At 38.4% G+C, this 13,382-nt stretch carries 10 protein-coding genes; 8 read left to right on the top strand and 2 right to left on the bottom strand.

The window, feature by feature from the left end; translation table 11 throughout:
- The first annotated feature begins 4 nt into the window (after positions 1-4).
- The 3 genes from K322_RS0110335 to K322_RS0110325 are packed head-to-tail and all read left to right on the top strand — an operon-like array spanning position 5 to position 3,436.
- A complete protein-coding gene (locus tag K322_RS0110335; RefSeq protein WP_026626823.1) occupies positions 5-793 on the top strand; it encodes a rhamnogalacturonan acetylesterase in 789 nt (262 codons plus the stop codon).
- Positions 790-2,421, top strand: a complete 1,632-nt coding sequence (locus K322_RS0110330; protein ID WP_026626822.1) for a glycoside hydrolase family 43 protein — start codon at positions 790-792, stop codon at positions 2,419-2,421. The genes K322_RS0110335 and K322_RS0110330 overlap by 4 nt, the downstream gene beginning before the upstream one ends.
- Before the next feature lie 28 nt (positions 2,422-2,449).
- Complete coding sequence (locus tag K322_RS0110325) at positions 2,450-3,436, top strand: alpha/beta hydrolase (RefSeq protein ID WP_051290751.1); 987 nt, start codon at positions 2,450-2,452, stop codon at positions 3,434-3,436.
- A 29-nt stretch (positions 3,437-3,465) separates the two neighbouring features.
- Here K322_RS0110325 and K322_RS0110320 read toward each other — a convergent pair whose 3' ends face one another.
- Positions 3,466-5,619, bottom strand: coding sequence for a helix-turn-helix domain-containing protein (locus tag K322_RS0110320; protein WP_026626820.1), 2,154 nt, complete (start codon positions 5,617-5,619; stop codon positions 3,466-3,468).
- Positions 5,620-5,653: 34 nt separating this feature from the next.
- Positions 5,654-6,025: a thioesterase family protein gene (locus tag K322_RS0110315; protein ID WP_026626819.1), complete on the bottom strand. Its 372-nt coding sequence runs from the start codon at positions 6,023-6,025 to the stop codon at positions 5,654-5,656.
- A 581-nt stretch (positions 6,026-6,606) separates the two neighbouring features.
- On the opposite strand from K322_RS0110315, the gene K322_RS0110310 reads away from it, so the two are divergent.
- The 5 genes from K322_RS0110310 to K322_RS0110285 all read left to right on the top strand — a co-directional run bounded on the left by K322_RS0110310 (position 6,607) and on the right by K322_RS0110285 (position 13,346).
- Positions 6,607-7,491 (top strand): helix-turn-helix domain-containing protein, encoded by an 885-nt coding sequence (locus K322_RS0110310; protein ID WP_026626818.1) that lies wholly within the window; start codon positions 6,607-6,609, stop codon positions 7,489-7,491.
- A gap of 352 nt (positions 7,492-7,843) precedes the next feature.
- On the top strand, positions 7,844-8,392 hold the full coding sequence (locus tag K322_RS0110300; protein ID WP_026626817.1) for a hypothetical protein: 549 nt from the start codon (positions 7,844-7,846) through the stop codon (positions 8,390-8,392).
- A 106-nt stretch (positions 8,393-8,498) separates the two neighbouring features.
- Positions 8,499-9,296: a fimbrial biogenesis chaperone gene (locus K322_RS0110295; protein ID WP_026626816.1), complete on the top strand. Its 798-nt coding sequence runs from the start codon at positions 8,499-8,501 to the stop codon at positions 9,294-9,296.
- The gene (locus K322_RS0110290; RefSeq protein ID WP_026626815.1) at positions 9,289-10,329 is read left to right on the top strand and encodes a hypothetical protein; all 1,041 of its coding nucleotides are present in this window, start codon (positions 9,289-9,291) and stop codon (positions 10,327-10,329) included. The genes K322_RS0110295 and K322_RS0110290 overlap by 8 nt, the downstream gene beginning before the upstream one ends.
- A gap of 224 nt (positions 10,330-10,553) precedes the next feature.
- Positions 10,554-13,346 carry a hypothetical protein gene (locus K322_RS0110285; RefSeq protein WP_026626814.1) on the top strand — a complete coding sequence of 931 codons (2,793 nt, stop codon included), beginning with the start codon at positions 10,554-10,556 and terminating at the stop codon, positions 13,344-13,346.
- The last annotated feature ends 36 nt before the right edge of the window (positions 13,347-13,382 follow it).

Here is a 13,382-nt window from a genome sequence, read left to right as displayed (position 1 = left end):
GCTTATGAAATCAATAAAGATATCTTTTTTTGTATTGTTGATAGCGGCGGTGCTTACAGCATCTAAAGAAAGACCTGTGCATATATTTATGGCGGGCGATTCTACTATGGCTTTAAAACCTTTAGCAAAGATGGTGTTGGATAGCATTTCTGGAGACAGTATTTCGGAACCTTTTCCCGAAAGGGGATGGGGACAGGTTTTGCCTGATTTCTTTAATGAAAATATTGTCATTGAGGATTATGCGCAGAATGGGCGCAGTTCCAGAACTTTTATAGAGCAAGGATGGTGGCAGAAAATACTGGATGGAGTGCAAGCCGGAGATTATGTGGTGATTCAGTTCGGACATAATGACGAAGCTGCGGACAGACCCGATAGGTATACTCCACCGGAACAATATGTGGCGAATTTAGCCCGCTTTGTAGACGAAGTCAGAGCTAAAGGCGGCAACCCTATTATTTGTACATCTGTAGTGAGAAGGCGTTTTGATAAGAATGGTAATTTTTTAAATTCGCATGGTGTTTATGTTGATCTGGCTCGGAAAGTGGCAAAGGATAAAGGTGTATATATGATAGATATGTATGAGAAAAGCAAAAAATATATTGTGACGATGGGAGAGGAAGAATCCACTTCGTTATTTCTCCATCTAAAAGATGGGGAGAATCGTAACTTTCCGGGAGGAAGAATTGATAATACCCACTTTCGGGATAAAGGAGCCAGAGTTATGGCATCCTTATTTGTTGAGGGATTGAATGAAAATAATATTAGAAGTTTAACCAAAAATTTAAAACAATGAATATTCTGAATTTAGGTGTTGCCGGATTGTTGTTCAGTTTATCGCTGACAGCAGTAAACGGGCAGAACAATATATCGCAGACATGGGTTGCGGATCAGGGGAATGGTACTTATCAAAATCCGATACTGTATGCCGATTATTCCGACCCGGATGTTTGCAGAGTCGGAGATGATTATTACATGACAGCTTCAAGCTTTAACTGTATCCCTGGATTACCGATTCTTCATTCTAAGGATTTAGTTAATTGGACTATCATCAGCTATGCAATTAAAGATGGTCAGCCTCCTGCTTCGGTATTTTCTAAGGTAATGCACGGCGGTGGCGTTTGGGCTCCTGCGATCCGTTATCATAAGGGTGAATTTTATATTTATTACGGCGATCCGGATTATGGTATCTATATGACTAAAACTAAAGATCCGGCAGGAGAATGGGAGCCTTTAGTATTGGTAAAAGAAGGCAAAGGGCTGATAGATTCATGTCCGTTGTTCGATGACACTGGAGATGTGTATCTCGCTCATGCTTATGCCGGAAGCCGTGCCGGAATCAAAAGCCTTTTGGCTGTAACAAAGCTGACACCCGATGGTAAGAAAGCTATTGGAGAATCGAAGATTATTTATGATGGGCATGATTTGGATCCAACTATAGAAGGTCCTAAATTTTATAAACGCAACGGGTATTATTATATATTTGCTCCGGCCGGAGGTGTTGCTACTGGCTGGCAATTGGCAATGAGATCGAAATCTCCTTTTGGTCCTTACGAGCGTAAAGTTGTTATGGCTCAGGGACAGACTCCTGTAAACGGGCCTCACCAAGGAGCATGGGTAGACACTACAACCGGAGAAGATTGGTTTATTCATTTTCAGGATGTTGGTGCATTAGGACGTATTACCCATCTGCAACCAATGAAGTGGGGGAACGACTGGCCTGTGATCGGGGTTGACAAAGATGGTGATGGATGCGGCGATCCGGTTTTAAGCTATAAGAAACCAAATGTAGGAAAAAGTTATCCTGTTGCAACACCTGCCGAAAGCGATGAGTTTTCGACAAATGAATTGGGTTTACAATGGCAATGGCATGCAAACCCTCAGTCGTGGTGGTATTTTACCGACCAGACAAGAGGTGTTTTGAGTTTGTATTCCGTACCGGTAGTCGATGGTTATAAAAGCCTTTGGGATGTACCTAACTTATTGATGCAAAAAACACCTGCTCCCGAATTTACTGCAACAATGAAACTTACACTTTGTCCTGATAACCGCTATTTCGGCGAACGTACAGGATTAGTGGTAATGGGATTGGATTATGGAGTGCTTGCTTTTGAAAATACCGAAAAAGGATTTGTTTTGTCTCAGTCGGAATGTATCAACGCCGAAAAAGGATCAGAGGAAAAGGTGAATGCTTCGGTAACACTAAAGGACTCTACTGTATATTTGAGAGTAAAAGTCTCGAAAGATACATCTTGTGTATTTTCTTATAGTGAGGACGGAAAGAAATTTACCATATTAGGAAATCCCTTTAAAGCGAAAGAAGGTAAATGGATAGGTGCTAAAGTAGGGACATTCTGTACTCGTCCGATTCAGAAAAATGATGGAGGACGTGTTGATATAGACTGGTTCAGATTAAGTAAGTGAGAAGTATTCAATAATGAATAAGTATCTGATGAGAATAGTTTTTGTTATTCTGATGGTTTTCAATTTTATCTTGGTTTCATCGCAAGGAGGAAAGGTGGTAGTGCCTCGTGATACGAGCTTTGCTTTGTATAGCACTTATGTGAAGGAATCAAAGAGAAGACCTTATATAAAAATGGTAAAACCCAATCTTCCGCAGGGGATGCTTGCTTTTGAAAATATCGGGTATTCACATCCATACGAAGGCAGATCGCTCTTGCTGAATGTATACCGTCCCGATAATAAGAATAAATATCCTGCATTGATACTTGTTCACGGAGGAGGATGGAGTTCAGGCAACTTATCTATGGAGGTTCCTATGGCACAGGCTGTTGCTCAGAAAGGGTATGTAACCATTCCTGTTGAATACCGACTATCTCCCGAAGCAGAATATCCGGCAGCTGTTTTCGATCTGAAAACAGCTGTCCGCTGGGTGAAAGCTAATGCTGAGAAGTATGGTATTGACACTACTCATATAGCTATTTCAGGCACATCGGCAGGAGGTCAGCTTGCAGCATTGATCGGTATCACCAACGGGCAAAGCCAATATGAGGATCGATTGGAGTATAGCGAATATTCGAGTACAGTTCAGGCTGTTATTAATATTGACGGTATCACCGATTTTACCGATAAAACGGCATTGGAGAATGTCCGGGAATCTTTGGATAAGGGTAAGATTCCGGCTTCTGTCAAATGGTTCGGTGGCAGTTATGATGAAAAAAAGGACGATTGGATTGCCGCTTCTTCTGTTTTTCATATAACCGGGCAGTCGGCTCCGATTTGTTTTATAAACAGTTCTATCGACCGTTTTCATGACGGGCGGGATCAGACCATCGCGAAATTAAATGGATATAATATATATTCGGAAGTACATACTTTACCCGATACTCTCCATCCTTTTTGGTTGTTCGATCCTTGGTTTGAAACTACTACCGGATATATGACCGCTTTTTTGGATAAGATATTTAAATCCAATTAAGCAAATGAAAGTATTTAAGGTCTCAGACCTTAGTTGTTCTGTAATTTGATGTGGTTCAGTACAGCTTTGATTTCCATATAGGTACATTCTTTGGGCAGAAGTTCTTTAAAGAAAGACAAGGAGTTCTGCTCAGGATGTTTCTCTAAGATGGAAATCATATAACCTAGTTTCGCCTGAGGAACGAGCAGGTCAACAGATATATCTTTAGTCAGGATAAATTCAGCTAAATGATTTTCTATAGTAGTCGTAGATAGACTTCTTTCCGATGCTATTTCTTTAATGCTTTTTCCTTCTTTGAATAATGAGAGTGTTATTCTTTGGCTGTCTCCTTTCTTCGGTTTTGATTTTGTTTCTTCCTTTTCGGCAGACACGGGTGTTGGAGACAATCGCTTTAATATAAGATCATTTGTTAGATTAATATCTCCGTATCCGATGTGTTCCAGTTTTTCAAGCAGTTTGATAAGTGTGCTGTGTATTTCAGATACTTTTTTGACATAAGCTTTTACCTTAGACTTTTTCTGATAAGCCCGAAGATGTTCTTCTATTGGGAGTATAACCTTTATTTGCAGGTCGCGGTGGAAATACAAAATAGCCTTTTGTACCCGTTCTTCAAGTCTGTTTATGTCAGGTGACTGTACCGATAAAATCTGTTGTAATTCTTTTCTGAAATTCGCGGCGATCTTACTTTCATTGGATACCTCTTCGTAAATAGAAGATATGAGGGTAAGTATTTCTTCTTTCTCGGGAATTTTTTTATCTGAAGCAATTTCTCTGAATGTCTGTATGCAACGGATATACGGAGACCATTCGAAATTGCGGAGAAGTTGTTCTGCACAGAAACGGGGCTTTTCTTCTTCCAGAATATTGTGTAGTGTAGAAACCGGCTGTTCTCGTTTCGAAAACTCTATGGCATATGGGTCGGTACTTATACTTTGAGATGTAAGTTGTGAATACAAAATAATGCCATCGAGAGTGGTACAACGGCTCAGAGCGACATATACCTGTCCTGCGGCAAAGGCTTGTCCGGCATCGATAACAACTCTGTCGAAAGTTAATCCCTGGCTTTTGTGAATGGTTATAGCCCATGCCAGACGGATAGGGTACTGAGTGAATGAACCGAGTTCCTCTTCTTCTATCTCACCTGAATCTTCGTTTAGTTTGTATCTTACATTCTTCCATGACTCTTTTTCTACTTCCAGTAACTCGCCGTTCTCGAAACGGACTGTTATAGACTCTTCTTTCAGATTATCTATAATACCAATTTTTCCATTGTAATATCGGCGCGATTCACCCGAATCATTTTTGATGAACATGATTTGCGCTCCCGCCTTCAGGCTTAACTCGTTTTCGGTAGGCAAGGCATTCTCTGAAAAATCTCCTCTGATCTGCCCTCTGAAAGAATATTCCTTTCCCCCAAGCCTGCCTAATTCGGCTCTGTTTATTTGTTCCGCTTTATAATTGTGCGTACAGAGTGTTATATAGCTGTTTTCGGTAGACGGTGTAAATTGAGGATTATAATGGCTGTTCAGAAGTTTCAGGTCTTCCGATGTTGTACGATTATTGCGTATGCGGTTGAGTATTTCTACAAATAACGGATCGTTTTGTCTGTATACTGTTTTGAGTTCGAGGTATAATAACGGATAGTTTGCTAGTACCTGAGCATGAAAGAAAAATGGAGACTGATAAAAGCTGCGGAGCGTCTCCCATTCCGAATTCTGTACAACCGGAGGTAACTGAAACATATCTCCAATAAGCAAAAGCTGTACGCCTCCAAACGGAGCCACATTATTCCTGTACCGGCGAAGCATATAATCAATGGCATCCAGCATATCTGCTCTCAGCATACTTACTTCGTCAATGATCAGTAACTCCAGTTCTCTCAGCATTTCTATCTTGGAGCGACGAAGTTTGAAGTGATAATCGAGTTTCTTTTTGCCTTCAAAGTCCGGCGTAAACGGCTCGAACGGAAGTTGCAGTAAAGAGTGCAGGGTTACACCGCCTGCATTGATCGCAGCTACTCCTGTGGGAGCTGCTACAATGATGTTTTTGTGGCATGTGGCCCTGATATGATGTAGAAATGTTGTTTTTCCGGTACCTGCCTTTCCTGTAAGATATATAGACTGGGATGTATGGCAAACGATATCCGAAGCCAACTTGAATATGTCGTTTACCTCAATACTCATTATTTTATTGCTTATTTTGTATGTTTTTTCAGGTTTATAGTTTAGATAAGAACTTTTGACGGTCTACAATAAAACGAATATGAGTACCTTCGCCAATTGTTCCCTGGCTGTCTGCTGCTTTAACTGTAAATGTTAACTTGCGTTTATCTATTTCGGTCAAAACTGCAGTTGCTTCGATTGTTTCACCCAACCCCGACGGTTTGATGTGAGATACATTGATCAATGAGCCGACTGTAGCGGATTCTTCGGGAAGAAATGCTGAAACAGCTTTCATTGCAGCGTTTTCCATTAAAGCGACCATTGCCGGAGTCGCGAATACGTTCATGTCGCCAGAGCCTAAAGCTAACGCTGTATTGCTGTTATCAACTGTAGTTTTACTTTTAAATTCCAAACCTTCTTTAAGCATAACTTTATTTTAAGATAGTTGTTATTCAACTTTTAACTGATATACAAATAAGTCCGATACTTATATCTCTCAAAAATACTAAATATTCGATGAACCGAGGTCTTGTTTCTGAATAATTGCTGTTCGTAACAATGAATATAAACTGGTAGTGTTTCGGTAATTTACTGTTTTGCTATAGTTTATAATCTTATCTATATTCATTTTATTTATAAATCATTGAAGGGTGTGTAATGGGTTAGTATACAAGGTTTTGATGTTTTTGTGATTTTTTTTTTACTATAAATCTGATTTGTATTGTAAACTAAAGGTCTGAGTGCTTGTTCTCTATCATGATATAGAACGTATAATTCAAATTAGAAGATTGTGTTTTGTTATTATGATTGACTATAACTATTTACTTATGATCGAAAGAGACCAAAGGCTATTATTGAGTTAAAAGAATAAATAAAAATATAAAAAAATAGATTTTAAAGTTGGGAGTGTTTTGATCAACCTTGATAAAATTATACTGATGAGAATGATGCCTTTTGATTATTGGTCAGTCTTTTACAGGAAGAACTTAAGCCCTAAAATTAACCTGTATGAACAAAGATCATTTAAAAGCGAATGAAGTCCCTAATCCGGCAGATGGGGAAGTGGTATCTCAATTAACCGAGGTCGATGACTCGTTTTCTGTATTTCATGAAGATATAGGAAACCATATCACGATAGGAAATGTTGATGAAAATGTGATAATTTTTTTGCTAAGAGGAAGGATCGAGATAAAGAAATCTGATGGTTCTTCTATGTTGCTCATGGGTAACCGTATGTATTGTATGTCCTGTAATCATACCCCATATCATGGAGATGTTTTGCATACAGCTGTTTATATTATTCTCAAAACAGATTCGTTACTTCCTTACATCGATAAGCAGACAATACAGAAAGTGAAAAAATATAAAAGTGAGTCTGGAGATGAGATCGGGGCTTTGGATATTGAGAAAATGTTGAGGTTTTTCTTAGCGAGTATTGTTTTCCTCAAAAATAATGATCTAAAATCGAATGTATTATTTGCTTTAAAACGTCAGGAACTGTTATTCATCAGCCGAAAGCTTTATCCTCAGGAAGAACTTATTCGTTTTATTAAGCCGGCTATAGTCGATGTCAGTGAATTCAGATTGGAGGTTATGTCGAAATATACTAATTCGATAACAGTGAAAGAACTGGCTTCAGAATGTTTCATGATACCCAAAACGTTTACCAAATACTTTAAAGACGAATTTGGAGAAACCCCTCATAAGTGGATTATGGATCGTAAAATCAATAATCTGAATAACTTTTTCTTTTATAAAGGAGCTACTATCGATGATATTTTGAAAGAGTTCGGGTTTGTTTCTCTATCCGAATTGAATAAGTTTTGTGTGAGATATCAGTTGATAAATATTTTATCTGTGACAAGGGGAGTTTTGAAAAATCAGAAAAATTAGAGCTTTTTTAACTAAAAATTCCATATTTCTATACTACAATAACATGTATTCGGACGTTTTTATGTATTCTTTCCCTTTTTTTCCTTTTTTTCTCCCTTTTTTTTCTCTCTAAGATGTCATCACCGATATATCTTTGCATCATCAAAATGAGAACAGAATAAAGCTTTTAAAAGAAATCAATTATTTGTTATATAAAGTTTTAGGAATCAGTTTTACTCTTGATTTATTATTTTTTTAGATTATGATTATTGGATGTTTGTGAAAATAAAAAATGATTATTTGAAGTAATATTTTTGAGAGATTTTTTTAGAGAGTGTTGTAAAAAGTAAAAAAAATTAAATTAAAAAAGTAAATGAAAGTCAATTTTTTAACAGCCATATTGGCAGTTGTTAGTTTGTTTGGTGTAGTAACTGTAGCTAATGCGCAAAGTACTGGAAATGTAACCTTGAACATTAAATTAAATCCTATTCAAACTTTGGTTGTAAACTCAAAACAAACTACAGTAGATTTGAATTATACAACAAAAAATGACTATGCGAATGGTGTAAGCGTAGATCAAGCTGACCACTTAACAGTTTATAGTACCGGTGGTTTTCAGGTGAAGGTAAAAGCTTCAGGATCTCAACTTACAGGTAAAGCGAACAACATTAATGTAAGCGATGTTACATTAACTGCTTCTAACGGAACACAGGCCTTGTCTAACAGTGCATCTTTTAGCTCAGCTCAATTATCAGCTGAAGATAAAGTGATCGTATCGAGCTCAAAAGGTGGTGTTGATAAAACTATCAATGTGAACTATGCTGCAAAAGGAGACAACAATGCATATTTGGATTATTACCAAAATACAGAAAATCCTACTGTGTTCACTACAACATTAACTTATACAATTGTAGCTCAATAATAAGAACGAGAAAACAGCGCATCATATAAACAGGCTTTAGTGCCTGAAAAAGAAGAGTCTTATAGTGAACACTATATACTCTTCTTTGTTTTATAAGAAAAATTGTATGAAAAACAAGATTGTTTTAACAGTTGGGTTGTTGATATTGGCTATTGCCGGATATGCTCAAACCGGTATATCTGTATCTCCTCCGAGACTTTATTTTGAAGCTGATCCGGGACAAACGCAAACGGAGCAGGTTGTAGTGACTAATGTTAGTGCCAAAACTGTATTGGAGCTGGCTGTTACTCTTGCCGACTGGCAATATAATGATCTTGGTGAAAATATGATTTATCAGGCTGATACTCTGGCTAACTCGTGTGCGAGTTGGGTTAACTTGAACGGAAATTCATATTTGTCTTTAAAGCCCGGCGAAAGCAAGGCTATAGATATTAGTATAACAGCTCCGGCCGGATTAACATCTGATGTGCCGGTGCATACAGCGATGCTTTACGTAACGCAGATGAACCCTGTGGATGATGTTGATAAAGATGGGGCGAATATTAAAGTCAGCGTGAGATCCGGAATAAAGTTGTTTCATAGGACAACAACTCCCCGCGAACGAAAAATTGATGTACAGATCCTGTCTTTTGAGAAAAGCGACAATCGTATACTTCTGGTATTCAATAATGAGGGAAACGTATGGACTGATGGGGATATTTCTATCGACCTGTTCAATAAAAGTCTGGGCAAAGAAATTCATCTGGAGAATATGATCTTTTATTCTATGCCGATGGATCATCGGAAGGTATATATAAAAATGCCTGATAAATTAGAGAAAGGGAACTATACTGCAACCGTACTTATCGATTATGGAGATGAGAACAATATTGAAGCTGCTGAATTAGACTTTGTATATGAATAAACTTTTTTTTATATCGGTAATAGTTTGTACCTGCCTTCAATCCATCAAGGCGCAATTATCTTTCTCGACATGGAGCTCTAATTATATGAGCGTCAATTCGTATCAGGGATATACTGCTTCAGATGCGATGGTTACAAGATTTACCTATAGTGGCACAAACTTGAATATTTCGAACTGGAAACTGTCGGTAAGCGTACAGACTCCGATTAAATCAACCGATGGTACAGCCGAATTTCCATCGGATAAGATTGCATTTATTCCGATCAACACGGTAGGGCAAGCACAGCCTAAGGCTATTCCTACTATTTCGGAGATAGGTATGCCTTCTATTGTCCCTCTTAACGGGAGCAGCGAGGTGTATTTGGTTCCCCGTTCCAATGCCCCGTTATATAATGTTTCGGCATACAATTCGTATTACGACCTTCAATTGCATTACAACATTCAGGTACTGCCCGGTGCTTATCTGAAAGATCTGCAAGGCGGATACAATCAAAAGACATACTGGCTTGCTCTTACATTCAGGGCATACGGCAGTAATAATGAGCTTATAGGATCGTATCAGCAAACCTATCAGATAGATGTATTTAAGTTGACGGATAGCCCTATCGAAGAGAATACCTATTCGATCCGTATATCGAGCGAAGCTCAGAAAGGTTTTCTGGAAATGAAATCTCTTGCTGATTATGCAAGCGGAGTAAAGGTTGTATATTCGAGCGGGTTGAATGTGATTACGAATGTACCTTACCAGATATCACTACGGTCGGTATCTCCTCAGTTTGTATCGGATAAAGGGAGTACTTTACCTCTGAATGTAGTGAAGATGCATTTAGTGCCAGTTGGATCTAATTCGGCCTCGGTCAGTACAATTGAACTTTCGAATACATCGCAGATTATAGCGGACGGACCTTCAACCAAAAATGCACAGAGTTATTACGATATCCAATACTGGACATCGCCTGCCGATAATCAGCTGATAGAAGCGGTTATGGCAGAATACAGTACAACTCTGTTGTATGAAATAACTCCGAAGTAAGGGCGGCGTAGATTCCTTTATTGTTATTAAGGTCTCAGATCTTTTGTTGACTTGCAAGTATAAATGCATCAGATTGTTATCGCTTTTAAAAGCATTATTAAATACCTTCTGTTGCTTAATTAGAGATACTCACATCTTTATTCTATGCAGAGAGCATAGCAGATATGATATATAGAATGACTTATAAATGCTGGAGTAAATATTTACTGTTGCTAATTTTGTTTATGACTTCTTTTTCTGTTTTTTCGCAGGAAAATAAAGAAGGAGTAGCAATGGTTGTCCAGAAAAAACTGCAGCCGGCTTCCCGGCAAGGAGTTTTCAGTACAGTTGTTAAATTTAAGAATACGTCCAATAAACCTTTTTCGGGCGTGTTAAATCTCGAAGTTCCGGAATCACTCAGAGCGATAGCCGGAAATTCGGAATCTATCGAATTAAATCCTTCCGATAGTTTGTTTCTTCCCGTCAGACTTATTATACGCAGCGGTGTTGAGGCGGGAGCATCATCCATAAAGTTCAGCTTGAGTGATAAAGACGGTTCTGTTTTAGCCGAACAGGTTTCTTCTTTTGTTGTGGACGAAAAAATACAGTTGAATCTGGTTCTCGGTAATACAAATATACTGGTGGTTGATCCGAACGATTCGGTCAGAGTGAAAGCTATTGTCGGCAATCGCGGTAACAAATCACAGAAAGTAACACTCGTTTTTAGTATTCCCGATCTTACGGGACAAATCAATTTTATAGAGAAAAAAGCAACCATTGCTCCGATGGAACAGCATGTGTTCGAATTCAATTTTATGACATCCAAAAAGTTATTGGAGAAAGACCGCTTTGTGGTTAATGTTGTAGGAATGAGAGGGCGGGATAAAGAAATATTCGGAAACGGCTCGGTTACGATCCAGAATGTATTGTCTTCACGAAAGTTTGAAGATGCGTCTTATGATTTCGGAGCATTTTCCTCAAATCAGAAAAATACCATTACGGCTACGTATCGGAGGTATGGCAATTCGAGTGACGTATTCCAGCTGCAAGGAAAAACCGATTTCAATCTGCCGGCAGGTAGTTTGTCCCTGCAAGGGAATATGTATAGTAACTTATCGCAGGGAAATCAGGTAATTGCCACAAATACAGCATTGACTTATCGATTGAACAGAAATGAATTGACTGTTGGTAATATAAGTGAATCGCTTGACCTGTCGTTATTCGGGAGAGGTGCAAAAATGGTTCTCTCTAATGAAGGTCAGAGCAAACGACTTCAGGTGGGGGTTGTTGACGGAATGTTCAATCTTTTTTCATCCGATCCATTATTTAAACAAGTCGGAAGCTTTTTTGTGACAGGACAATTGGGAGCGGTAAATGCAAAACGGCAGTTTTATGCATCTTATATTTATCAGGACAATACTTTTGACGGTGCTCAATACAATGTGATTGCAACAGAGATGCGCTGGCTTATCAATAATACATGGTATACGCGCTTGAAGGTCTCCGGAGCTACCGGTAATTACGGAAAGCTGGACGAGTTTAAAACTTCAGGAGCTGTTGATTTTCAATATAGCGGACATACCCGTGATTTGGAGTTAAGCGGAGCATATTATTATAGCTCGGCATATTTTCCGGGAACAAGAAGAGGTGTTATTTCTGCCCAACAGTCTGTCACAAAAGGGGTGGGGAAAGGGTTTAGCCTGAGGTCAAATCTGATGTATTCGGATTATTCTCCGAGATATTTTCTGAACACCATCAATAGTACTTACCGTAATGTAAACGGAGAATTAGAACTTCGTCTGCCTGCATTCAAATCCGTTTCGGCAAGTATCGCTTATCAAAATCAGTTTGAGAGATCAAATTCTTATTACTTATATTTTGCCCCAATAGATGCTAAATCGACTGTGAATATGTCTGCCAACCGATTGGTTGAACGTCTGACATGGCTGAGTCCGAATCTGAAACATACACTGACCTCTATATTTGAAAACGGTTTGGTGAAATATCCGCAGCAAGACAGTTATGACTTTCAGATGAAGGCCAGTGCTATTTATTCTTATAAATGGCTTAATGTTACAGCTTCTTATCAGAAAGGCAGTTATTATATCTCGGAATATGCTCTGAACAGTGATAAGGAAAAGGAGTTTAACCGTGTGTTTCTCTCTGCCAATATTTATAAAACATTCAAGGACAATAAATACGAAGTAAGCGGTGGTACTACATACAGCAAAGATCCGCTAATGGGCAAATCTCCTTCGGTATTTATGAATGTAAAATACAATCCGAAAAGGACTTATTCGTTGTTTTTAAACTCTTCGTTGTATCATTATAGTCTTAGTAACCAGTTCAGCTCTAATATATATAATATAGAAGCGGGTGTTTCGGTGCATTTACCCGAATCGAATGTCTCGACCCGCCGGAAAAGTAAAGTATCGGTGTTTGTGTACTATGATAAGAATGCAAACAACATATATGATAAGGGAGATGAACCTGCTTCGGGCTTCGATTTTGTTATCAATAATATTGCGTTCCTTTCGGATGAGAACGGAGAATTTGTCTATTCGCAGGTTCCTTTCGGTGCATATGAGATAAAACCGGTATCAAGGAGAGGGTGGTTTTATAAAGGACAGCCTTTGGTTGTTTCCAAATACAACACCAAAATACAGATTCCTTTGCAGCAGACCGGAACTGTTTCGGGAAAAATTATTTATGATTTCGACAAAAAAACAACAGCCGAAATGATCCTGAAATACAGTAATATAAGATTTCGTATTATCAATGCCGAGAATGAGGTTGTCCAAAGACCGGTAACGAATGACGACGGTGCTTTTCTTGCTTTCTTACCAACGGGTGATTATAAAATAGTTCTCGATCAGAATTCACTCGAACAGAATACTTTTTGCGAACAACCCGAGCAAAGTTTTACTGTTCAGGCAGGAAAGATTTTTGAAATACCTACGTTTCATATAGGAGTAAAACATCGCAGGGTGAATATGAAACGATTCAATGATAGCTCAGAAAGTAATACTGAAAAATAAATTTGTAACATTTATTAGTATTTTGACGTCTTATAA

This window comes from Indolivaga capnocytophagoides DSM 22835 (genome assembly GCF_000426485.1).
GTDB classification, from domain to species: domain Bacteria; phylum Bacteroidota; class Bacteroidia; order Bacteroidales; family Dysgonomonadaceae; genus Dysgonomonas_A; species Dysgonomonas_A capnocytophagoides.
This window is presented reverse-complemented; position numbering and strand designations above follow the sequence as displayed.